Origin of the sequence: Streptomyces sp. Sge12, assembly GCF_002080455.1 — a bacterium.
In the GTDB taxonomy this organism is placed as follows: Bacteria; Actinomycetota; Actinomycetes; order Streptomycetales; family Streptomycetaceae; genus Streptomyces.
This window is the reverse complement of the sequence record NZ_CP020555.1, coordinates 821,969-845,447: the sequence shown is the minus strand read 5'-3', so window position 1 is coordinate 845,447 and position 23,479 is coordinate 821,969. Positions and strand designations below refer to the sequence as shown.

Sequence of the window (23,479 nt, the reverse complement as noted above, 5' to 3'; positions counted from 1 at the left end):
ACCGACGGCCTGTACCGACGGCCCGTACCGACGGCCCGTACCGAAGGCCCCGGCCGCACCGGCCGGGGCCTTCGGCGCGCCGTTCAGCCGCGGACCAGCCGCCACCAGGACGCGAGCGCCGGCAGGTCCGGCGCTCCGGTTCCCGTGACGCTGGGCGCGTCGGCGAACCGGATCGCGAACACCGCGTCCGCCCGCGGCAGTTCGTACCGGTTGCGCGGACTGGCGTACCGGGGCGCGCGGGTCTGCCACCCGATGGAGCCGGCCACGTAGTGCCCCAACGCCGCCAGATGGCTGTGCAGTTCCTCGTCGGCGCCGTCCTCCAGCTGCGCCCGCAGCCGGAGGAAGAGGACCATCACCCGGTCGCGCAGCGCCACCGCGAGCGGCACCGCCTCGGCCGGTGAGCAGTCCTCCTGATGGGCCAGGACGTTGACGAGATTCACCTCGCGCGGCTCCAGGTGGTCGTCCTTGTCGTAGGAGAACAGGTCGTTGTCCGCGCTGACGATGAAGCCGGCCGCGTCCGTCAGCGCCGTCAGGGCGGGGGAGTACAGGACGTCCGCCGGCAGCCGGACCCCGCGCGCGACGTCCGACCAGGTCAGTGAGAACCGCGTACCGTTCGCGAGCGGCCCCATGGCGACGAAGTCGTTCAGGCCCGGCATGGTCCGGGCCTCGGCCCGGGCGGCCCGCCAGGCCGCACCGAGCAGCCAGTCCCGTGTCCCCTCGGCGAACCTGCGGAGCTCGTGGGGCGAGAGCATGGCGTGCGTACGGCTCACCAGGTCCGTCAGCGCCGCGGTCATCGTGCCCGCGGGCAGTACGGACGCTCCCGGGTCCTCGATGGTCCGCAGCAGCCGTGCCCCGTGCTCGATCACGGCGGCCGTTCCCACCTCCTCGGAACCGGAGTCCTGCCAGTCGTCGACGGCGTTGGCCCAGTAGTTCCACTGGGTGAACAGGAGGACGGCCTCCACGTTCCCGTCGGGGACGATGCGACAGGAGAAGTCGGCGCTGTGGGTGGCCAGACCCCACGCGCGCTCGACGGGATCGGGGTACAGGCCGAAGGCGTCCAGCCACTCGACGGCCCGGGCCTCCACCTGCTTCGCCTCGGGGTGGACGAGGTCGCGGGGGAGGGGGCAGTAGAAGGGCGGCAGGAGCGGACCGAGGAGGGAGGGGCGCGGCGACGCGGTCATCTGCCGCCTCCCATCCGGAAGCGCAGCAGCCGGGTCTGCACCGCGTGGTCGCGCCAGAGGCGGAAGAACCTGCTGTGCGCGATCGTCGACTGTTCGAGCCGTTCGCCGGTCCACGCCCCGGGGGCACCGCCGGCGCCCGTTCGGAGCCGGTCGAGTTCGGCGGTGTTCCACGCCATGGACTGCACCCAGAACTCCGTCACCGCGTCCGTCACGTCCTCGTCCTGCACCAGTTCGAAGCCGGCCGCCTCGGCCGCGGCCAGGTACTCCCCGCGGCGTCCGAGCCGGGTTCTGTAGTAGCCGTCGATGAACTCGCGCCAGTCGGACGGGCCGACGAAGTGCTCCTGGATCCCGAACCACCCACCAGGCACCAGTGCCTTGGCCACGACCTCGAAGAGGCGGGTCCGGTCGGTGTACCCGCTGCTCTCGTTGGCGTAGACGGCGTCGTACGCCCGGGTCTCGTCGAGCTGGTGCACATCCGCCAGGCGCGGATCCACCTGTTCGTCGACCCCGGCGAGACGGGCGAACTGCCGCACGATCGGCACGTGTTCGCGGGCGACAGTGAGGCTGGTGACCGATGCCCCGTGCTCCTGCGCCCAGTAGAGCGAGGTGCCGCCAAGGCCGCAGCCGATGTCCAGCAGCCGCCGCGGAGGCTGCTCGTACGCGCCCCAGGACCGGGCCGCGTGCTCGACTATCCGCTCCTGTGCGTCGAGCAGGCGCTGCTTGAGGGTGTGTTGGGGGACCGTGGTGTCCGGTGGCCCGTCGGGATACAGCCCCACGTGGAAGTGGACGCGGGGCCCCGGGCCGTACTTCTGGAGTATTTCCTTGGTCTTGCGGCTGTAGTAGAGCCGTACGGGATCGTCCGCGGCCGAGCCCTGGTCGCTGCCTAAGGACGATACGGGAGGTGTCACGCGCATGGATGTCCGCCCTTTCGTGGGGTAGGGCCGTTCTTTCGGGACGCACTGCGGCCGCCTTCACCGCGTCCCGACCGTGCACTGGCGAAGCACGGATCATCGTGGCACTCCGGGAGCCGCACGTCAGCCCACCGGGCCATGTCGAACCCCATTGATTCCCCTACGCACAGGGCGGGTTGACGACCGCTTTCGCGGTCGTCCCCGGATGTCCGGCGGGGCGCTACGAGGTGCCGGCGCCGGCCACGTCCTGCGCGGCCGCGGTCCGCGCCGCGGTGGCACCTTCCCACGGAGGCGGTGTCCGCGACTCGGTCCACGCGGCCAGGTCGTCGCCGTCGATGCAGACGATGTCGCAGGCGGCGGCGTACTCCGCGGCCGGTGCGGTGAAGGCGCTGGTGGTCACGACGACGGCCACGTCGGCCTCGTGGACGGCGAAGCAGGTCCCGCCGAAGCGCTGGAGATCCTGCGAGCCGACCCGGTTGCCCTCGCCGTAGTGCTTGCACTGGATGACCACGCGCAGGCCGTCCGCCGTGGTGGCAATGACATCCGCTCCCAAGTCGCCCGCGCCGCCCACCACTTCCACCTGGGGGCAGCCGTCCCGCGCACACAGCGCGGCCACCGCGTGTTCAAAACCGTCGGCGTCCACCGCGGAGTGGTCCAGTGCGTCGGCTCCCACCTCGTGCACCACCGCAGCCTCCGGGAGTCCGACGGGCTGTGCGGCGACCGCGTACGGGTCCGGCGGGCCGAGCAGGGCCGGCCCGCGTACGGGCGAGCGGTCCGGGCGCGCCGTGACGCACCACCGCATGAGCGCCGCTCCGGCCACCAGGACGAGCACGATGGCGATCGGCGTCACGGGTATCCCACCGCCGGTCGTGGAAGCGGCCGTTCGGACGAAGACCACCGCCCCGCCGAGGCAGATCCCCACCAACCCCACCGCCAGCACGACGTCACGTCCCACCGATGCGCGGCCTTCGTCCCCACCGCGCCGACGTCCTCCCGATGCCGTCACACGGGCCCCCTCTCACTCGCCGGCCTCCTACGGCCGATCCTCCCGCCGGGTACGACGGACCCGGCACACCTCTCTCCGTCTGATCCGGATCATGAGATTCAAACCGGCCCGGAGCGCGGGGACTTCGCTGCTCAGCGGTGGCGGACGGCCGCCGTCGCCGTGCACCGAAACGTTTCTGGTGTGAAGTGCGGCGGCCGGACGGGTGAGCGGGGCGGTCATCGGGCCGGACGCGGTACTACGAACCGCTACAAACGGCCCATGCACGCGTACCTGCTCCGCCTCGTCCCGGCCGTGGCCGTGGCCCTGGCCGTCTGCGCGGCCCCGGCCGCCGCCCGTCCCCTCGCGGCCCCCCATGCACCTGCCGAACCCGACCCCGTGGTCTTCGTACACGGCTGGAACAGCAACGGTTCGGTCTGGAACACCTTCGCCGAGCGGCTCCGGGCGGACGGCCGCCCCGCCGACCACCTCTACCGGTGGACGTACCCCACCTCCCAGTCCAACGCCACGACCGCCTCGCAACTCGCCTCCGCCGTCGACGGCGTCCTGGCGGCGACCGGAGCGGCCAAGGTGGACCTCGTCACCCACTCCATGGGCGCCCTGCCGTCGCGCTACTACCTCAAGAACCTCGGCGGCGACGCCAAGGTCGACGCATGGGTCTCCTTGGCGGGCCCCAACCACGGCACGGACACCGCCCACCTCTGCGGGCAGGCCTCGTGCGTCGAGATGCGCCCCGGCTCCGCCTTCCTCCACGCACTCAACGCGGTCGACGAAACGCCCGGCTCCACGCGCTACGCCACCTGGTGGTCCCCCTGCGACCTGCTCATCAACCCCGACAGCACGGTGGCCCTCTCCGGCGCGGTGAACACCCGGACCCCGTGCCTGCTGCATTCCGCCTTCCTCACCGATGCAGGGGTCTACGCGCAGGTACGGGACCACATCGGCTGACCGCCGCCCCCGCCGTGCGATCGCGGCCGCCCGCCGAACCCGACCCGCCCCGGCACGCATCATCGGGCCGGGACGGGTCAGACGGCCCCCATGAAGAGAAGACGCGGCCCCGCCGCTCGCGGGGCCCGGCCGCTGCTGCTCCTGCTCCTGCCCGTCCAGGCGGCCCTGATGATCGGCGTGGGCCGGCTGGTCACCGGGCCGGCCGCGCACCACTGGCCGCTCGAGGCGGAGGACGGGGCCCCGCGCGCCCTGGCGGAACACCGCGATGCGCCCGTCCTCACCGCCGTGTCCGAGTGGCTCTCCGCGCTCGGGAGCACGCAGGTCGTCGTCGGCCTGACCATCGTCGCGCTGCTCGCCCTGCTCGGGCTTCCCCGGATCGGGCTGCTCGGGCTCCCCCGGACCGCGCTGCGCCGCGAGGCGCTCTTCCTCGCCGTCGCGGTCGCCGCGCAGTCGGCGGTGTTCGTACTGGTCACGGCGTTCGTGGAACGGCCGCGCCCGGACCTGCCCCGGCTCGACGCCGCCCCGCCCACCTCCAGCTTCCCCTCCGGCCACGTCGGAGCCTCGTTGGCGCTCTACGGAGGACTCGCCGTCATCGCGGCCCTGCGACTGCGCGGCCCCTGGCGCCCCGCCGTGACGGCCGCCCTCCTGCTGGTACCGCCCGCGGTCGGCCTGGCCCGGGTCTACCGCGGCATGCACTTTCCCAGCGACGTCGCCGGCGGCCTCCTCAACGGCGCAGCCACCCTCCTGATCGTGTCGGCGGTCTTCCTCCACGGCCACCGCTCCGCGCCGCGGCCGGACCGGGGCCGCCTTCCCGACGGCCCCCACCTGCCCGCCCCCGCCCCGGCGCCGGCCGCCGATTCCCCCGGCGGGCGGACGGTGCTCGTCGTGCGGCACCCGTTCGGCTGCCCGGACGACCTCGCCGAGCGGCTGCGCACCGTGCTCGACGGCCACGGCCACACCCACCGCGAGCAGCGCTGGATCCGCACCACCGCCGAGCGGCCCGCGGGCGCCCTCGCCGAGGAGCTCGCCGCGCGCCGCCCCGCCCTGGTGGTGGCCTGCGGCGGCGACGGCACCCTGCGCGCCTGCGCCGAGGTGCTGGCCGGCACCGGGATCCCGCTGGCCGTGGTGCCCTGCGGCACCGGCAACCTCCTCGCCCGCAACCTGGGCCTCCCGCTGGACCCGGAAGCCGCCCTCGAAGCGTCCCTGGCCGGCGACAGCCACCCGATCGACGTCGGCCGGGTCCGGGGCGACGGCCTCGCGCCCACCCGGTTCACCGTCATGGCCGGCATCGGGTTCGACGCCGCGATGGTCAAGGACGCCTCACCCCGCCTCAAGTCCCGGCTGGGCTGGGCTGCGTACGTCCTGTCGGCCCTGCGCCACCTGCGCGATCCGAGCGTACGGCTGACGATCCGCATGGACGGGGTCCGTCCGCGGCGGCGCCGGGCCCGCATGGTCGTCATCGGGAACGTGGGCACCCTCCAGGGCGGGCTGCCGCTGCTGCCGGGCGCCCGGCCCGACAGCGGACACCTGGACGTGGTGCTGTTCGACCCCCGCGGCCCGGGCGGATGGCTCGCGGCCGCCGCACACCTCCTCTCCCGCGTCATGCGCCGCCACCCGACCACCCCGGCCGGCGCCGCGGGAACGGAGGCCGGGGGAGCACTGGAGTACTTCACCGCCACCCGCGTCGACGTCCGCTGCGCCCGACCCCAGCCCCGCGAACTCGACGGGGACCCGGCCGCCGACGGCACCCGCCTCACCGCCTGGGTGGAACCGGGCGCACTGCGCGTCCAGCTGCCCCGGACCACCGCCGTACGAGAGGGAGAGGAGGAGGAACAGCATGGGAACAGCCCGACGCGTACCGCCGCGCCACAGCGTGCACGGTGACGAACTCTCCGGTGACGAGGCGTGGACCGCGCTGCGCCGCTACGGAAGCTGGCGCCTGGCCCGCGACTCCTTCGTCCGCTTCCGCTACGCCGACGGGTTCAGCCACGCCCGCGCACTCGCGCTGCAGACCGTCCTGTGCCTGGTCCCGCTCGCCATCGCCGCCGTCGGCCTGTCCAGTGTCCTGCACACCGAGGACGCCGGCCGGGTGATCGAGCTGACCATCCGCGGCCTCACCCCCAGCGGCCCCGGCCAGGCCATGGTGGACGACGTGCTCAGCGGCAGCCGCCGCCGGGCCGGCGACGGCGGCCAACTCGCCCTCTGGCTGGGCCTGCTGTTCGCCGTTTCCAACGTCACCACGGCCCTCTGCCAGGTCGAGCGCGGCGCCAACCGCATATACGGCAACGAACGCGACCGGCCGTTCCTCGCCAAGTACGCCCGCGGCCTGGCGATGGCGGCCCTCGCCGGCTTCCCGCTCGGCCTCAGCTTCGTCCTCACCGTGCTCGGCGCCGACCTCACCCGCGCCCTCGCCGAGGTGTACGAGCTGGCCCCCGGCACCGTGCGGGCCTGGGAGATCCTGCGCTGGCCCGTGGGCGTCCTGCTGGCCGTCCTCGCCACCAGCGCGATCTTCCGGCTCTCCCCGCGGCGCCGGCAACCCGGCTACACGTGGCTGGCCTTCGGCGCCGTCGTGTACCTGGCACTGTGGAACCTCGCCACCTGGGGCCTCAGCCTGTACGTCGGCGCCAGCGGCTCGTTCACCAGCGTCTACGGGCCGCTCAGCGCGATCGTGTCCCTGCTGCTGTGGTCGTACCTCACCTCGATGGCCCTGTTCCTCGGACTGTCCTTCGCCGCCCAGCTGGAAGCCGTACGCGCCGGGGTCCGCGAGCCGGTGCTCCCCGACCCCGGCGTCTGACCGCCACCGACCGCCACCGACCGCCACCGACCGCCACCGACCGCCGCGACCGCCACCGACCGCCGCGACCGCCACCGACCGCCGCGACCGCCACCGACCGCCGCGACCGCCACCGACCGCCGCACACGAGAGGACGCCGCAGGCATGGCACCACCCACCGGAAGCTCCCCCCGCCGCGCGGCCCTGCGCGACCGGCTGCGCCGCCCGCTGCGGCACGCGCAGCGACACCTGCCGGCGCGGTACGGCGGCCCCGACGCCACCTTCGCCGCCCGGCTGCTCCTCACCACGGCCGCCACCGCCGTGGTGTCCGTCCCCTTCGCCGTCGCCCTGGTCCTCGTCGAGTCCGGGTGGCCGCCCCTGCTCCGCCTGGACCGGGCCACGGCCGAACGGCTGCACGCCACGGCCCTGGAACACCCCGGCTGGGTGCGCGTCCTCGACGTCCTCACCGGGGTGGTGTGGGACCCGGTGACCCTGCGCCTCCTGGTGGCCCTGCTGGTCGTCTGGCTGGCCGTGCGCGGGGCCCGGCGGCTGGCGGTCTGGGCCGCCGTCACGGCGGCCGGCGGCGCCCTGATCGGCTACCTCGCCAAGATCGCCGTCGAGCGGGCCCGGCCCCACCTGCCCGACCCGGTCGCCCACGCGCCCGGCTACTCCTTCCCCTCCGGGCACGCCATGACGGCCTTCACGTCCTGCGCGGTGCTGCTCCTGGTCCTGCTGCCGCTCGTCCCGCGCGCCTGGCGCCCGCTGCCCTGGGCGCTGGCCGTGCTCACCGTGGTGGGCGTCAGCTACACCCGGGTGGCGCTGGGCGTGCACTGGGTCAGCGACGTCGTCGGCGGCTGGCTCCTGGGGCTGGCCACGGTCACCGCGACGACCCTGGTCTTCGAGGCCTGGCGGGCGGACACCGGACGGCCCCGGGCCGCCGTCACCGACGGCCTGGAACCCGAGCTCACCGACCCCGACCCCGAGGCCGTGCCTCCGGCCGGGGCACCCACCCGCCACCGATGAGCTCGACCGAACGGACCAGCCGGACGGCCGGACCGTTTTGTCGGAGGCACAGCGGGTAGGCGACCTTTCATCGATACATATCCCGATATGAATGGAGACGTTGTGTCCGTCGTCAAGAACGCCCTCCCGGAAGCCGACCTCAAGGTCGTCGGTGAAGCGCTGCAGGGCGCTCTGGTGGACCTGGTCGACCTCTCGCTCGTGGCCAAGCAGGTGCACTGGAACGTCGTGGGACCCCGCTTCCGGTCCGTGCACCTCCAGCTCGACGAGGTCGTCACCACGGCGCGCACCCACTCGGACGTGGTCGCCGAACGGGCCTCCGCCCTCGGGATCACCCCGGACGGCCGGGCCGCGACGGTGGCCTCGGCCACCGCGATCACCGGCGTGCCGGAGGGGTGGATCAAGGACGCCGAGGCCGTCCGCATCCTCGTCGAGGCCCTCAGCACCGTGATCACCCGCATGCGCGAGCGCATCCGGTCCACGGACGAGCCGGACCCGGTCACCCAGGACCTCCTGATCGCCCTGACCGGCGAACTGGAGAAGCACCACTGGATGTTCGCGGCCGAGCACGCCTGACCGCGCCGGACCGCGCGGCCCCGGACGGTGACAGCCGGCCGGGGCCGCGGTCGGTCAGGGCAGGATCTCGACGTACCCGTCGGTGCCGTGCACACGGATCCGCTGACCGTCCCGGATCAGCCGGGTGGCCCGCTCCACGCCGACGACGGCCGGCAGGCCGTACTCCCGGGCGATCACCGCGCCATGGGTCATCAGGCCGCCCACCTCGGTCACCAGACCCGCGATCCCGACGAACAGCGGCGACCAGCTGGGGTCGGTGAAGGCCGTGACCAGGATGTCGCCCGCTTCGAGATCGGCCTCCGCCATGTCGAGGACGACCCGGGCCCGTCCCTCGACCGTCCCGGCCGAGACCGGTACGCCGACCAGGGCGCCGGCCGGCACGTCGTCGCGCCGGTACGCCCCGGTGAGGGCCTCGCCGTCCGAGGTGAGCACCCGGGGCGGGGTGAGAGCGTGGTACGCCCGGAACGCCTCCTTGCGCTGCGCGAGGAGCGCCCGGTCCTCCAGCCGGTTGGCGCGCACGACCTCGTGGAGTTCCTGGAAGGTGAGGTGGAAGACGTCCTCGGGTTCGGTGATCACGCCCGCCCGGACGAGGCGCCCGGCCTCCTCCATCAGAGCCTGCTTGTAGACGGAGTAGCGGCTGATGATGCCGTACTTCGGGTACTCCCGGTATCCGATGAAGGTGCGGACCCGGTCGATCATCCGCCGGGTCTCGTCGGCCTTGCGGTCCCCGTCCGGCAGGGCGCGCAAGCGGGACAGCACCTCCTGTTCCTTCTGCTGCGCCCTCAGCCGCCCCTCCTCGAAGCGCCGCTCGGCGGCGCCCGGCCCGAAGTTCCGCACGTTGTCGAGGATCACGGGCACCAGCGTGCTCGGGCGCTCGCGCCAACGCGGCCTGGTGATGTCGATCTCGCCGACGCAGCGCATGCCGTACCGGTCGAGGTAGGCCTCGATGGCGTCGCGCGCCTCGGCCCCGCCCGGGAGCTTCGCCAGCCCGTCCAGGAAGCCGTCGTCCTGCACGCCCCGGAGGTGGGCCACCACCTCCGGCAGCGGGCGGATGACGTCCGCGACGTCGAGCAGGGCCAGCCCCATCTCCGACGTGATGTTGTCGGGTGCGGACAGCGTCAGCGTGTCGGCCGCGTTCTTCTCGCCCAGCCACTCCTGCAGCTTGTCGTTCAGCCACCAGGTGGCCTCCATGCCCGCCATGATCGCCTGAATGCTCAGCGGATCGCTGAGCACCCGCTTGTGCTCCTCGAAGGCCTCCAGCAGGAAGTCGAACAGCTCCGGTCCGCTCTTCGTCCGGATGTCGCGCTCCAGGGCGGCGATGGACACCCGGCTGCGCTCGATCAGCGCCGTGACGACGGCCGGATCGGTCTCGATCGGGGCGGGCGCACCCCCGGGCGGCGGCCCGGCGGGAGCCGTCTCCGGGAGCGACGGGACGAAGTCCCCGCGGTCGAGGACGGTCTCCAGAGCGTCCCTGACCAGCGGATCGCCCTTCCCCAGGGCGTCCAGGAGGCCGGCACGGCTCGCGGGCGAGGCCAGCCGCGCCGTGACGTCCACGAACAGCCTTCCGCCGGCCTCGTGCATCGGCACCATGGCCGTCAGCTGCCACATGGAGAACCCCAGCGGCTTCATGGGGTCGGTCATCATCTGCCCGTGGCCGACGGACACGTAGACGTGGTTCTCACGGTCGCCGCTCTCCGGGACGGGGAACAGCGTCGTGATCGGCCGGCTCTGCACGATCCGGAAGCCGTCGTCCACCAGACACCACTCGATGTCCTGCGGGCTGCCGAAGTGCGCCTCGATCCGCCGTCCGAGCTCCACCAGCCGGACGACCTGCGCATCCGTCAGGGCCGGCTGCTCCTGCTGCTGCGCGTCGATCGCCACTTCCCGCGTACCGCCGGCGGGCAGGGCGGTCACGGCACGCTGTTTGGCGGCGATCGCCCGGGTGACGACCTCGCCGTCCCGCACCGCGAAGACGTCCGGGTTCACCAGGCCGGACACCAGCGCCTCGCCGAGGCCGAAGCCGGCGTCCACGGTGGCGACCTTCCGGTTGCCCGTCACGGGGTCGGCCGTGAAGAGGATGCCGGACGCGTGCGGGAAGGCCATCTGCTGCACGACCACGGCCATGTGGACGCTGCGGTCGTCGATGCCGTTGCGCCGTCGGTAGATCACGGCGCGCTCGGTGAAGAGGGAGGCCCAGCACCGGCTGATGTGCCGGAGGACCGCCGCCGGCCCGATGACGTTCAGATACGTGTCCTGCTGGCCGGCGAAGGAGGCCGTCGGCAGGTCCTCCGCCGTCGCGCTGGACCGGACCGCATAGGCGGCCCGCTCGCCGGACCGGGCGAGTGCGCCGGTGATCGCCGCCGCGAGATCGTCCGGGACGGCGATCTCTTCGACGGCGCGGCGGATCTGCGCGCTGAGGGTGCGGATCGCCTCCCGGTCGTCCGCGTCCACGCGCGACAGACGATCGAGCAGACCGTCGACCGGCGGTGCTTGCGCGACGACCCGCCGGAAGGCCTCCGTCGTCACGCAGAATCCCCCCGGCACGCGGACGCCTTCGATCCGCGACAGCGCGCCCAGGTGCGCGCCCTTGCCGCCGACGAGCGCGACCTGCGTCGCGTCCACGTCCTGAAGGTCCCACACGTACTGCTGGTTCACTGCTGTACCTCCGAGGCGGTTGTGGCTTCGGTGGAGGATTCTGCGCCCTGACGGGGGCCTTGCGGCAAGCCCCCCGTCGCGCTATAACTTGAGAGTGGCAAGGAGAGCGTTCTCCTTGCCTTTGTCGTTTTCCGGCCATGCCGGGAGTGGTGACCGACGAGATATCGCCACTCCAACCGTGTGTGCGAACGGTTCGGGTTAGGTTCGGACCATGTCTGTCGAGTTGCCCCTCGCTGCCGTGACCGTGACCGTCCTGACCGAAGGCGTCAGGTTCCTCTACGAGCAGGCGGGCGCGCTGCTCGCGCGCCGCCGCGAGCGCGCCGCCGAGGTCGGCGCCGCCGAGGAGGGCGCCGCCGGGGAGAGTTCGCCCACCCCGCCGGCCGTCGCCGAGCCGCGCGAACTCCCCGCGGCCGACCCGGTCCTGGTGGAGCGCTTCGAAGCGGAACTGCGCGGCCTGCGGGCCGACCTCCACGAATACGCCTCCGGAGTCGATCCCGTGACCACCACCGACCGGGAACTCCTGGGCCGCGTCGACGCCCTGCGCCGGGTCCTGGAGGCCATCCACGGCACGCCGTTGCTCTTCACCGGCGAACCGGCAGCACCGCAGGCACCGACGGTGGTGCGCGGCCGGGTCGACACCGACGAGGTGGCGGGCTACGTCGCCGCCGTACGGGCCGAACGGCCCACCGGCACCATCGAGGGACACGTGCGGGCGAGGCGGGTGGAACAGGGCGGCGAAGCCGTCGGGGTGGACCTCGGCCCCGGCCCGCGGGCACGGTCGTAGCGCCACCATGGACCGTGTCGACCGCTCCTTCGACGACCTCGTCCGCGCCCGGACCGGACCGCACTTCATCGAGCGGCGCTGGCTCCACGAACGGATCGAGCAGGCGCACGGCAGCCATGTCCTGGTGACGGGCGAGCCCGGCGCGGGCAAGACGAGCCTGCTCGCGGGCCTCGCCCGCGCCCACCCCGACTGGCTGCGCTACTTCGCGCGGCGGGACAGCCGCACCGCACTCGCCGGCGGGGACGTGCAGTCCTTCCTCCTGGAGATCGGGCACCAGCTCGCCCGCCGCCGCCCCGGGCTCTTCGAACCGCAGCGCCTTGAAGTGGTGGTCCGCCAGCACATCGACACGGTCCTGCCCGACGGCAGCGTGGTCGGGATCCGGATCGAGGACCTGTCCGTCTCGCCGTTCCACCGGACCGCGAGCCTCTACGTGGACCAGCAGCTCGGCGAGGTCGCCGGAACCGTCCGCGGGATCGAGATCGGCAGCGCGGGTCTGGAACCGCGGCTCCTGGAGCCCGCCAACCTGGCCCACCTGGCGCTGATCGGACCGGCCGAGGTCCTGCTCGCCGAGGATCCCGCGGCGAGGATCGTGATCCTGCTCGACGCCTTGGACGAGTTCGCCGACGGCTCGGCCTCCACCAGCCTGCTGCGGTGGCTGGCCCAGGGGCCCGAACTGCCCCCCAACGTGACGCTGGTCATGACCTCCCGGCCGCACGCCGCCCTGGCGCCCTTGCGTCACCGGACCGCCGAACTGTCGATCGACCCGGACTCCGCGCAGGTCACCGGAGACCTGCTCGCCTACGCGACGCGGGTCCTGGCGACCGCGCCCCTCAGGGCCGCCGCCGAAGCCGCCGGCCTCTACCCGGACGTCCTGCACCGCGACGTCGTACGGCACGCCGCCGGCAACTTCCTCTACCTGTCCACCTACGCCCGCGCCCTGGCCGGGGCCGTCGGGGCCGCGGACGGCCCGCTCACCGCCCGGCTGCTCGACCTGGCCGAACTCCCGCACGGACTGACCGGCCTGTACGCCTTCTTCATCGACACCGCGCGCAGCGACCTCGGCAGTCTCGGCATGCTCGACGTCCGCGAACCCACCGGACCCGCCGACCACTTGACACCCGCCTGGGAGGGCGCCGGCCAGCCCCTCCTCGGGGTCCTCGCCGTCGCCCGCGAGCCGCTGACCGTCGAGCAGCTGACCGTGCTCGCCGGCCTGCGGGTGTGGCCCCGCGCCGTACGCAACCTGCTGACGCGCCTGCGCTGGCTCCTCGACGAACGGGACGGCCGGATCGCGCTGTACCACACGTCGATCGGCGAGTTCCTCACCGCGGACCGGACCTACCGGACACACCCCGACAGCTGGGTCGACGCACTCGAATGGCACGAGCGGATCGTCCGCCACTACCGGGGCGACGCCGCCACATGGGCCGAAGTGCCCTGGAACGACATGGACCGCTACGGGCTGCTCCATGTCGCCGACCACGCGCTGTGCGCCGGGGACGAGATCGCCGCCGAGGCCGTCGGCGGGATCGCCTGCCCCGGACTGCTCCGGGCCCACCGGCAGACCTTCGGCAACCACCGCCACTTCCAGCGCCTGACCGCTCTCCTCGACGACCACGCCGTCGACCGCCTCGCCCCGGAAGCCGCCCTGCCCACCCTGCTCCACCTGGGAGTCGTCCGACGCCAGCTCCTCGTCATCAGCCGCACCGTCGCCCCGCCGGTCCTCGGGCTGCTCGCGCGGCTGGGCCGCACTGATGAGGCACTGGAACACGTAGCGGCCATGGAGCCCTCCTACCAGCAGTTCCGCGGGGCACTGGCGATCCGGGAGCACCTACCGCCCGGTGACGGTGCGCCCGACCGGCGCGACCTGCTGGAGCTGCTGATCCAGGTGGCCTTCACCATCCCGGCGACGACGGATCGTTACGGCAGGGTCTGGCGGTCGACCGCGCCGTTCCGGCAGGCCGCGGTGCTGCTGGCCCCGTACGACCTCGACCGGGCCCTGCGGCTGTGGCAGCACGCATGGGACATCGAATGCGACGACCGGGGCGCGGACGCGCCCGAGTTCCTGAAGCCGCCGGACGCGGTCTACTCCGCGGCCGCGGCGGCCGAGGAGGACACGGCCCGGGCGGCCGCCCTCATCGGCCTGATCGGCGCCGACGCGGCCGGGACCCTCCCGTCGCACGTCGGTACCGCCAACGACCGGCCGAGCGCCTACCTGGACCTGGCGGCCCGTGCCGCGGCCACCGAGGTGCCCGGTCTGCTCCGGCTGGCCGAGCAGGCGCTGGCCTCCGCCCGGCAGACCACCCGGCTGCTCGCCCTCGGCCGGCTGGCGGCTGCCTGGGCCCCGTACGACCTGACGGAGGCGGAGCGGATCCTCACCGCCCTGAGGGACGAGTCGGGCCCGGAGCACCTGACGTCCTTCGGCTTCGCCGGAGGGCTGGTCGACGCGGTGGCCGAGATCGCGGGGCCCTTCCCGGCGACGGCCCGCCACCTGCTGGAACGCATCCTGCGGGATCCCGTGAACGAGGAAACCAGCCGGGTGCGCCTGCACCTGGCCAGGCTGATGGCCGCCTACGGCGATACGGAACGGGCGCGCGACCTCATCGACAGCGTACAAGTGCTCTGGTACGAGGGCGCACGTGCCAGCGCCGCCCTCGCCACCTTCGACCGGGACGGCGCACTGCGGCTGCTGGAGCGCGCCTACGACCGTCTCCCGCCCGCCGACGACCCCGACCAGCACAGCCTGCGCCAGGCCCATCTCCGGAATGTGGTCCTGGAGATGATCGAGCACGACCGGCACCGGGCGGCCCGACTGGCACGCGAACTGACCGACGTCACCTGGGGCGGCTTCGAATACGACCGGTACTCGACCCTGGTCCGCATCGCCCACGCATCCCTGGACCACGGTGACTCCGAGCACGCGCAGGAGCTGCTGGCCGAGTGCCTGCACGCCGTCGAGACCCCCCCGCCGCTGGCCGGCGGCAAGCCGTTCGGCTTCTACCGGCCCGCCACCGGCGCCCCCGCCATGCCGATCGGGGAGACCTACCTCCGCGCGCTGAGTGCCAACTACAACAGCTCCCACGAATGGGCCGCGCGCGCCAACTCCTACTTCCACCGGAATCCCGCCGACGTGCTGCGCGCGGTCTCACTGGGCCCCTACAACTGGGGCCGCACCGCCCGGATCCTCGCCGAGGCCCTCGCCGACCGCGACCTGCCCCGCGCCGTCGCCGTCGTCGACGGACTCACCGATCAGGACGAGCACACGATCGGCCTGGCCGGCCTCCTGCGCTGCGCCGCCCTGGGGGAGCGGCCGGAGGCACAGGCGCTCTCGCTCCGGCTCGACGAGGCACTCGCCGCCCTCCCCGCCTACGAGTGGCTGGCCCCCGGCGACCACGACGACAAGGCCTGGGCCTACGGGCGGCCCGACCACCGCGTACGGTTCGAGGCCGCCGTGCGGATCGCTCCGTTCCGGCCGGAGGCGGCAAAGCTCGTCGAGGGCACCCCGTTCCTGTCGCTCATCCTCCAGCTGACCCACACCACGTGGGCCTCGCAGACCTACGCGGACGGCGTGCTCGGCAGGGGCCGCCACCTGCCCGAGGCCCAGGCCGTCCACGAGCAGACGATCGGTCCCGCCTGGCTGCCGGACAACCACCACCTCCTGATCGACCTGACCCGGGCGGCCGCCGCCTTCCACGAGCACCGGGCCGCCGCCGGCCGGCCCGCCCGCCCCCGCCCTGCACAGCCTCCGATGGTGCTCCAGCAGTCGATCTACGCCGCCGCCGCGGAAGCGGTGACACCGGCCGGCTGCCAGAGTCCGACCCCGGCCGCCTGCGCCAGGATCCGCGACCTGCTCACCGAGGGGCTGGTGGTCGCCGCCGCCCAGCTGACGGCATTCGCCGCGGAGGTCCACCCCGACGCCGGCGGCCAACTGCGCTCCCTGGCCGCGGAAGTGATCGCCGCGACGGCGCGGACCACGCCCATGACCCGCGTCGACGCACTCGCCCGCCTCGCGCTCTCACCGGCCCTCGCCGACCTGGTGGATCCCGCGGACGTGCTCCGCGAGACCACCCGACCCGGCGTGCGGACCACCGGACAGCCGTGGGTGCACGGCCAGGTCCGGCTCCTGTTGTTCCCCGCCCTCCTGACCCGGTCTCCCGCGGTCGCGCTGCGCCAGTTCCATGACGCCCTCGCCGACAGCTGGGAGGACGCCATGGCGCTGCTGGAACACGCCGCCGACGAAATCCTCGACGCCCTCGGCCCCGACGCCGTCACGATCCTGCACACCGCGATCAGGCGGGCCCTGAGCTGCACCTCGCCCGACGGCGCGGCACCCGAGAGCGTGGACGGCCTCCGTCTGGCGACGCGGTGAGCGGCTTACACAGCGGCTGACCGCCGAGCGGCCGCCGCTCAGATGCCGGCCACCGCTCGCCGGGGAAGCGGGGCCGGCCGGTCCTGCTCGAAGGTGCGGAGCAGGTCGGCCGCGACGCTCACCGCGATCGTGGCGGGTTCCTTGCCGGTGATCCCGGCCACCCCGATCGGGGTCTTGATCCGGTCGATGGTCTCGTCGCCGTGGCCGCCCTCGACGGCCAGGCGCTGCCGGAACCGCGCCCATTTCGCGGACGAGCCGATCAGGCCGATCGAGCCCAGGTCCTCGGTTCGCAGGGCGGCGTCGCACAGCGCGGCGTCCTCGGCGTGATCGTGGGTCATGATCAGGACGTGGGCGCCGGGCGGCAGCTCGGCGAGCACCTCCTCCGGAAGCAGCGGCGTGTGGTGCACGTGGATCTGGGCCACGGAGTCCGCGAGGACGCCCAGCCGTTCGTCGGTGAGCATGTCGGGGCGGCTGTCGGTCAGGTGCAGGTCGAGGTTGTGCCGGGCCAGGATGCGGGCCAGCTCCAGTCCGACGTGCCCGACGCCGAAGATCGCCACCGCTTGGACCACCGGGAGCGGTTCGAGCAGCACGGTGACGGCTCCGCCGCAGCACTGCACGCCGTGCCGGCCGGTGACCTTGTCGTTCAGCGCGAAGTCCATCAGTTCCGGCTCGGGATCGGGCGTCGCGGTCAGCTCGCGCGCCCGATCGATGGCGACGGCCTCGATGTTGCCACCGCCGATCGACCCCCACGTCTCGGTGCGACCCACGACGAGTTTGGCACCGGCCCGGCGGGGCGCATGGCCGCGCACGGTCGCGACGGTCACGAGCACCCCGGGTTCCCGGCGTGCCCGCAACCGTGCGACCGCGGCCACCCAGCTCATGTCAGGCATGGCTCAAGGTACTTGCGTCGGCGGGGACCGCGCTGCCGGCGGGCGCCTGCCCGTCGTCCCCGCCCCCACGAGCTGCTTCGATCGCCCAGTACACCGCCTCGGGCGTCGCGGGGGAGGCGAGTTCCACGCCGACCCCGCCGGGCCCGAACGCCGCGGCGGCCTGCCGCAAGGCCTCCCGCACCGAGAAGGCCAGCATCAGCGGAGGCTCACCGACCGCCTTGGAGCCGTAGACCGCGCCCTCCTCCGTGGCGTTCTCCAGCAGCCTGACGTTGAACTCCTCGGGCATCTCCGAGAAGCTCGGCAGCTTGTAGGTGCTCGCCGCCTGGGTCAGCAGCCGGCCCCGGTTCGGCCCGTCACCGGCGTCCCACCGCAGGTCCTCGAGCGTCAACCAGCCCGCGCCCTGCACGAAACCGCCCTCGACCTGACCGATGTCGATCATCGGGGAGAGGCTGTCGCCGACGTCGTGCACGATGTCCACCCGGCGGATCCGGTACGCGCCGGTGAAACCGTCGACCTCCACCTCGGCCGCGGCGGCCCCGTAGGAGAAGTACTTGAACGGCGAGCCCCGGAACACCTTCGCGTCCCAGTGCAGGCCCTCGGTCCGGTAGAAACCGGCGGCGGACAGCTGGACCCGCTGGAAGTACGCGGTGCGCACCAGGTCGTTCCAGGCCAGCTCCTTGTCGCTGCCGAGGACGCGCGCGACGCCGTCGACGATGCGCACGTCCGAGGCGTTCGCACCCAGCTGGGTGCCGGCCACCCCGAGCAGCCGCTCGCGGATCTGCTCGCAGGCGTTCTTGACCGCGGCGCCGTTGAGGTCCGCTCCCGCACTGGCCGCGGTGGCGGAGGTGTTGGGCACCTTGTCCGTGCGGGTCGGGGCCAGCCGCACCTTGTGCAGCGGAATGCCCAGCGTGGTCGCGGCCACCTGGAGCATCTTGGTGTGCAGGCCCTGCCCCATCTCGGTGCCGCCGTGGTTGATCAGGACCGAGCCGTCCTTGTAGACCAGGACCAGGGCGCCGGCCTGGTTGAAGGCGGTCAGGTTGAAGGAGATCCCGAACTTGATCCCGGTGACCGCGAGCGCCCGCTTGGTGTGCGGGTGCGCGGCGTTGAAGGCCTCGATGGCGAGTCTGCGATCGGCGACGGCGGCGTCGTCGTGGACCTGCCGCCAGACGGTCGAGATCCGCTCGGGGTGCAGGACCGGCTGCCCGTACGGCGTGGACTGGCCCTGCCGGTAGAAGTTGCGTTCGCGCAGCTCCGACGGATCCAGGCCGAGCAGCGGCGCGCACCGGCCCAGGATGTCCTCGATGACCAGCATGCCCTGCGGTCCGCCGAAGCCGCGGAAGGCGGTGTTGGAGACCTTGTTGGTCCTGGCGATGCGGCCGGCGATGCGGGCGTTGGGAATCCAGTAGGTGTTGTCGATGTGGCACATCGCCCGCGCCACCACCGGCTCGGACAGGTCCAGGCTCCAGCCGCCGTCCGCGGTCAGGGTCGCGTCCAGGGCCCGGATCCGGCCCTCGGCGTCGAAGCCGATCTTCCAGGTGGCGTGGAACCCGTGGCGCTTGCCGGACATGGTCAGGTCCTGGGTCCGGTTGAGCCGGACCCGCACCGGCCTGCCGGTCAGCCGGGCGCCGAGCGCGGCGACGGCCGCGAACCCGTGCGGCTGCATCTCCTTGCCGCCGAAGCCGCCGCCCATCCTCAGGCACTGCACGGTCACCTCGTGGCTGTGCAGGCCGAGGACGTGCGCGACGATCTCCTGGGTCTCCGACGGATGCTGGGTGCTGCTCTGGACGAACATCTGCCCGTTCTCGTCGACGTGGGCCAGCGCCGCGTGCGTCTCGAGGTAGAAGTGCTCCTGGTCGGAGAACTGGAACTCGCCGGTGAACACGTGCGCGGACTCGCCGAAGCCGGCGTCGACGTCGCCGGTCAGCATCACGGGCCGGGCGCCGTGGAAACTGCCGGCCGCGATGGCTTCCCGCAATGTGATCAGGGAGGGCTTCTCGTCGAGGTCCACCTCGACGGCCGCCGCGCCGAGCCGGGCCGCCTCCAGGGTCTCGCCGAGCACCCAGGCCACGGCGTGGCCGTGGAACATGACCTCGTCGGGGAAGAGCGGCTCGTCGTGCTTCATCCCGGCGTCGTTGACGCCGGGCACGTCGGCACCGGTCAGTACGCGGACCACACCGGGTACGGCGTACGCGGGCCCGGTGCGCAGCGCGGTGATCCTGCCGTGCGCCTTCATGACCTGCACCGGGTGCGCGTGCAGCACGTCCTTGGTGCGGTGGACCAGGTCGTCGGTGTAGAGCGCGGCCCCGGTGACGTGCAGGGTGGCACTCTCGTGCGGCATCGAGACGCCGACGACGGGCTTCTCGGGACGGTCGGACAGGTGGCTCATGCCGATACCGCCTCAGTGGTCCGTGCGTACAGCTTGAGCAGGCTCTGCCCCAGCATCGCGGAGCGGTATCCGGCGCTCGCCCGGTGATCGTCCATCGGGGTGCCTTCGGCCCGGAGCACCCGGGCCGCGGCCGCGGCGGTCTCCGCCGTCCACGGCCGGCCCTCCAGGGCCGCCTCGGCGGCGAGGGCGCGGACGGGGGTGGCGGCCACGCCGCCCAGGCCGATGCGTGCCTTGCGGACGGTCCCGTCCTCGATGTCGAGGGCGAAGGCGACGGCCACGCTGGAGATGTCGTCGAAGCGCCGCTTGGCGATCTTGTGGAAGGCGGTGACCGGCGACAGCGGCAGCGGGATGCGCACCGAGCGGATCAGCTCGCCGGGACGGCGCACGCTCTGCCGGTAGCCGGTGAAGTAGTCGGCGAGGGGGACCTCGCGCTCGCCGTCGGCGTCGGCGAGCACCACCGACGCCTCCAGTGCGAGCAGGACCGGTGGGCTGTCACCGATGGGGGAGCCGGTCCCCAGGTTGCCGCCGAGGGTCGCACTGTTGCGGATGAGCCGGGACGCGAACTGCGGGAAGAGCTCAGCGAGCAGCGGGACCCGGCCGTCGAGCCGGCGTTCGATCTCCGTGAGCGTCTGCGCCGCCCCGATCTCGATGTGGTCGGACTCGACGTGCAGCGCCCGGAGTTCGGGCAGGCGGTCGACCGCGACCACGTACTTCTCGCGGCGCGCGCGGATGTTCACCTCCACACCCCAGTCGGTGCTTCCGGCCACCACTGTCGCGCCGGGTCGCTCGCGCAGCAGGTGCAGCGCTTCGGCGAGGGTGCCCGGCCGCAGGAACGTGCTGTCGCCGTGGGTGTAGGCGGTGGCGACCGGTTCGGGCGGGGACTGCTCGCGCCGCAGCGCCAGGGCGTCGTCCCCGGTGGGCGTACCGACGGCGAAGGCGGCGTCGCGGATCGGGCGGTAGCCGGTGCAGCGGCACAGGTTCCCGCTCAGCGCGTGGAGGTCGAAACCGTTCGGACCGTGCTCGGGATCGGCGCCGTCGGCCGGGTCGGCGTGGGCGCAGCGGTCGGGCCGGTAGTACTCGGCGGCCATGCTGCAGATGAATCCCGGTGTGCAGTACCCGCATTGGGAGCCGCCGCGGACGGCCATCTCCTCCTGTACGGGGTGCAGGGTGGCGGGCGTGCCGGACTCGCCGCCGGTGGCGAGTCCCTCCGAGGTGATGACCTCCTGGCCGTCGAGCGCGGCGACGGGGACCAGGCAGGCGTTGACCGCCACCCAGTCGGTGGGCCTGTTCACTCCGGGGCGGGCGACCATGACCGAGCAGGCGCCGCATTCACCCTCGGCGCAGCCCTCCTTGGTGCCGGTCAGGCCGCGTTCACGGAGGAAGTCCAGCACCGTGGTGTGGGTCGGGGCCGGTGCGATCGGTGTTTCTTTCCCGTTGACCGTGATCCGCGCCGCTACCACGGCAGGTCCTCATTTCGGCGCGCGATCGACATGACTATCCTGGTCGCCATTTCAGGTGCTTTCTCTTACGGCGGTCGCGGCTCGGGATGTCGGAGCGCGACGCAGCGGCACGCCGAGGCGTGCTGCGGGTGGTGACAGGGACGAGAAGGTGCCGGGGCCGCGGACGGGCACGCCGGAAAGGGGCTGCTCAGCAGCCGTGCGCTATACGACCCGGAGCCCAGGCGATCCGGTGTGCGGGGCGAAGCAGTTCGGAGACGGTCGACATCCGGCTTCGCCTCCTTCCGGCAGCTCACGAGTGGGTGCGGTCGAAGTTACGTTGCACCGGGTTCTCCGGTCAAGCGATCGTGGGTGGATTCCACGAAGGCCGGAGGTGCCCCGGGGCCGGTTTTCGTACGGTGCACCAGTGGTGCCCGGGTGCCCCCGCCCGATCCGGGGAGCGGTCCGTCGACGCGGGCACCGCCCTGCCTTGCCCCGTCGATAAGGTCTGGGGCCGGACACGAGGGCCGGGGAGTGGTGGGGTGGGCATGAGGATTCATCGTCCGGGTCGGCCGGAGGACCTTCCGGAGGTGGGTGTGCTGTGGGCACGCTGGGCAGCGCTCGCCGTGGCCACCTGGGATGCCGAGGAGGAGAAGGAGCGCTTCCGGTCGGGGTATTGGGTCGGCGACACCGGCACGGGCACGGGCACGGAGGCGGGGGCGGGCACCGGTACGGGCGCCGATATCGACGGCGACCTGCGCTACGACGACGGGGCGTGCAGCCGGTGGGCGCTGATCCGGTCGGGCGGGGGCCGCGCCGTTCTCTTCGGCCAGGACGACTCCGCCGAGGTCGGGCGGTACCGGCCGCCGATCGATCTTCTCGCCGGGGCGCCCGGCTGGGTGAACCACGAGCTCCTGCGCGACCGTATGGAGCAGGGCAGGGTGGAGTGCGTCTACTGGTTCGAGAACGGTTCCTGGCACCGTGCGCCGTACCCCGACGACCTGCACGACGACGGGCTCGACTGCGGCATCGGGCATCTGACCTCGCGCGACCACGCCGTCGAGGCGATCTGTGCGCTGTTCGAGTTCGACGAGGACTGCGAAGGCGCGGTGGAGGCCTGCGAGCGGTTCTTCGAGCACGCGGAGCGGGGCACCGTCACCGAGCGGGTCGTGCGTTCCTTCGCCGATGAGGTCTTCCGGATCCAGACCGCGTACGAACTGCTCTGGCCGAGACTGCCGGTCGCCCGGTCGCAGGCGGACCTTGCCGCGATGACCGCCCTGGTCCACTGGGGGTGACGCCGTCGGGTGCGGCGCCGAGGTGACCGGGACTGCCGCCCCCCATGCGATGACCGTACGGTCCACCGGTCCACCGGTCCGCCGTGCGCAGGGCGGGGGTCAGGACCTGTCGGCCCCGGCGTGATCTGCCGTCAGGCGCCCCGCGCCGTCGGCGGCCGCCGGACCTCGGCCCGTGCTGTGCGCCTGCGGTCCCGACTGCCTGAGTTCGGCGAGGAGTTCGCTCTGACCCACCAGGAGTTCGGTCAGGATGCGGCGGGCCGCGCGCAGCAGGTCGGCCACGTCGCCGCCGGCCAGTGCGTAACTGACGGTCGCTCCGTCGCGGATGGACACGACGATGCCGGAGCGGCGCAGGACCGCCAGCTGCTGAGAGAGGTTGGACGCCTCGACATCGATCGCGGCGAGGAGGTCGCGTACGGGTACGGGGCCGTTCTGCAGGAGTTCCAGGACGCGGATGCGGACGGGGTGTCCGAGCATGCGGAAGAACTCGGCCTTCGCCTGGTAGAGGGGTACCTGCATTCCCATGAGTGCTCCTGCTGTTGCTTCAAACCGTGTTGGGGGCGCGGGGCTTCCGGTCGGCCGACCTCCCATACGTTCGTACGGACGGGCCCACGCACGCCCGGGTATGACCTGTTTCAGATGTGCCGGATTGAAGAATTCTTCAACTCGTGGGCATGCGTGGGCGCGGAATTTCCGGTGTCAGAGATCCAGGTCGGACTCGATGCGCTTGAGCTGGTGCCGCGCCATGGCCAGGTTCGACTTGGCCTTGTCCAGGACGAGGTACAGGAAGAGGCCGCCGTTCCCGCGGCCCTTGAGGAGCCGGATCAGGTGGTAGTGGCCGCCGAGGGTGATCAGGATGTCCTCGATCTCGTCCTGCAGGCCCAGCATCTCCATGGTGCGCAACTTCGCGCGGATCACATCGGTATTGCCCGCGGCGGCGACCGTGAGGTCGAGGTCCTTCCCACCGCCGAGGGTACCCAGTGCCATACCGCTGGTGTAGTCCACCAGGGCGGCCCCCACCGCGCCTTCGATCGAGGTCATCGTCTCCTTCAAAGAGACCTCAACGTTCGCCATCGTCACTCGCTCCCTTGCCTTTTGCGGTCCCCGTCCGGTGCTCGGTGCTCGCAGGCGCCGGACAGCTGGTGATCCCGAAGCTACCGAGCGTGCGCGGCGATGTGGGGGGAACGGGGGATTGCGTGGAATGTCCATGCAGTCCCGACGGGTGCGGGTCAGCACCCGCGGCGAGGGGTGCGGTGCG

Annotated in this window: 17 protein-coding genes; 8 read left to right on the top strand and 9 right to left on the bottom strand. The window is 72.8% G+C overall.

The annotated features are described in order from the left end of the window. Positions 1 to 83: 83 nt before the first annotated feature. From B6R96_RS03910 to B6R96_RS03900, 3 genes are all read right to left on the bottom strand, one after another. Positions 84 to 1,181 (bottom strand): terpene synthase family protein, encoded by a 1,098-nt coding sequence (locus tag B6R96_RS03910; protein ID WP_237291310.1) that lies wholly within the window; start codon positions 1,179 to 1,181, stop codon positions 84 to 86. Further along, the gene (locus B6R96_RS03905) at positions 1,178 to 2,095 is read right to left on the bottom strand and encodes an SAM-dependent methyltransferase (RefSeq protein WP_081521584.1); all 918 of its coding nucleotides are present in this window, start codon (positions 2,093 to 2,095) and stop codon (positions 1,178 to 1,180) included. Before B6R96_RS03905 ends, B6R96_RS03910 begins: the two co-directional genes overlap by 4 nt. A gap of 217 nt (positions 2,096 to 2,312) precedes the next feature. Next, complete coding sequence (locus B6R96_RS03900) at positions 2,313 to 3,047, bottom strand: restriction endonuclease (RefSeq protein WP_237291309.1); 735 nt, start codon at positions 3,045 to 3,047, stop codon at positions 2,313 to 2,315. A 309-nt stretch (positions 3,048 to 3,356) separates the two neighbouring features. Between B6R96_RS03900 and B6R96_RS03895 the strand changes: the two genes are divergently transcribed. From B6R96_RS03895 to B6R96_RS03875, 5 genes are all read left to right on the top strand, one after another. Further along, positions 3,357 to 4,043, top strand: a complete 687-nt coding sequence (locus B6R96_RS03895; RefSeq protein ID WP_081521583.1) for an esterase/lipase family protein — start codon at positions 3,357 to 3,359, stop codon at positions 4,041 to 4,043. A gap of 90 nt (positions 4,044 to 4,133) precedes the next feature. Next, the gene (locus B6R96_RS03890; protein ID WP_081521582.1) at positions 4,134 to 5,927 is read left to right on the top strand and encodes a diacylglycerol kinase family protein; all 1,794 of its coding nucleotides are present in this window, start codon (positions 4,134 to 4,136) and stop codon (positions 5,925 to 5,927) included. Next, a complete protein-coding gene (locus B6R96_RS03885; RefSeq protein ID WP_081521581.1) occupies positions 5,881 to 6,837 on the top strand; it encodes a YihY/virulence factor BrkB family protein in 957 nt (318 codons plus the stop codon). Before B6R96_RS03890 ends, B6R96_RS03885 begins: the two co-directional genes overlap by 47 nt. Positions 6,838 to 6,981: 144 nt before the next feature. Beyond that, positions 6,982 to 7,839, top strand: a complete 858-nt coding sequence (locus B6R96_RS03880; protein ID WP_081521580.1) for a phosphatase PAP2 family protein — start codon at positions 6,982 to 6,984, stop codon at positions 7,837 to 7,839. Between the two features lie 102 nt (positions 7,840 to 7,941). Then, positions 7,942 to 8,412: a Dps family protein gene (locus tag B6R96_RS03875; RefSeq protein WP_030385386.1), complete on the top strand. Its 471-nt coding sequence runs from the start codon at positions 7,942 to 7,944 to the stop codon at positions 8,410 to 8,412. Positions 8,413 to 8,466: 54 nt separating this feature from the next. Here B6R96_RS03875 and rph read toward each other — a convergent pair whose 3' ends face one another. Continuing rightward, complete coding sequence (gene rph, locus B6R96_RS03870) at positions 8,467 to 11,067, bottom strand: rifamycin-inactivating phosphotransferase (protein ID WP_081521579.1); 2,601 nt, start codon at positions 11,065 to 11,067, stop codon at positions 8,467 to 8,469. Between the two features lie 211 nt (positions 11,068 to 11,278). Here rph and B6R96_RS03865 point away from each other — a divergent pair, with 211 nt between their 5' ends. After that, positions 11,279 to 11,851, top strand: a complete 573-nt coding sequence (locus B6R96_RS03865) for a hypothetical protein (RefSeq protein WP_159396272.1) — start codon at positions 11,279 to 11,281, stop codon at positions 11,849 to 11,851. Between the two features lie 7 nt (positions 11,852 to 11,858). Next, positions 11,859 to 16,217, top strand: a complete 4,359-nt coding sequence (locus B6R96_RS03860; protein ID WP_081521577.1) for an AAA family ATPase — start codon at positions 11,859 to 11,861, stop codon at positions 16,215 to 16,217. 38 nt (positions 16,218 to 16,255) lie between these two features. On the opposite strand, the gene xdhC is transcribed toward B6R96_RS03860, so the two are convergent. From xdhC to B6R96_RS03845, 3 genes are read right to left on the bottom strand one after another with little or no spacing between them, the layout of a single operon-like run. After that, positions 16,256 to 17,098 carry a xanthine dehydrogenase accessory protein XdhC gene (gene xdhC / locus B6R96_RS03855; RefSeq protein ID WP_107475456.1) on the bottom strand — a complete coding sequence of 281 codons (843 nt, stop codon included), beginning with the start codon at positions 17,096 to 17,098 and terminating at the stop codon, positions 16,256 to 16,258. Between the two features lies 1 nt (position 17,099). Continuing rightward, complete coding sequence (gene xdhB, locus B6R96_RS03850) at positions 17,100 to 19,493, bottom strand: xanthine dehydrogenase molybdopterin binding subunit (protein ID WP_081521575.1); 2,394 nt, start codon at positions 19,491 to 19,493, stop codon at positions 17,100 to 17,102. Continuing rightward, positions 19,490 to 20,953: a xanthine dehydrogenase small subunit gene (locus B6R96_RS03845; protein ID WP_081521574.1), complete on the bottom strand. Its 1,464-nt coding sequence runs from the start codon at positions 20,951 to 20,953 to the stop codon at positions 19,490 to 19,492. The genes xdhB and B6R96_RS03845 overlap by 4 nt, the downstream gene beginning before the upstream one ends. A 524-nt stretch (positions 20,954 to 21,477) precedes the next feature. On the opposite strand from B6R96_RS03845, the gene B6R96_RS03840 reads away from it, so the two are divergent. Next, complete coding sequence (locus B6R96_RS03840) at positions 21,478 to 22,224, top strand: hypothetical protein (RefSeq protein ID WP_159396271.1); 747 nt, start codon at positions 21,478 to 21,480, stop codon at positions 22,222 to 22,224. 99 nt (positions 22,225 to 22,323) lie between these two features. Here the strand turns inward: B6R96_RS03840 and B6R96_RS03835 are convergent, their stop codons facing one another. Then, a complete protein-coding gene (locus B6R96_RS03835) occupies positions 22,324 to 22,740 on the bottom strand; it encodes an ArsR/SmtB family transcription factor (RefSeq protein ID WP_081521572.1) in 417 nt (138 codons plus the stop codon). A gap of 180 nt (positions 22,741 to 22,920) precedes the next feature. Next, positions 22,921 to 23,295, bottom strand: a complete 375-nt coding sequence (locus B6R96_RS03830) for a hypothetical protein (RefSeq protein ID WP_081521571.1) — start codon at positions 23,293 to 23,295, stop codon at positions 22,921 to 22,923. Between the last annotated feature and the right edge of the window lie 184 nt (positions 23,296 to 23,479).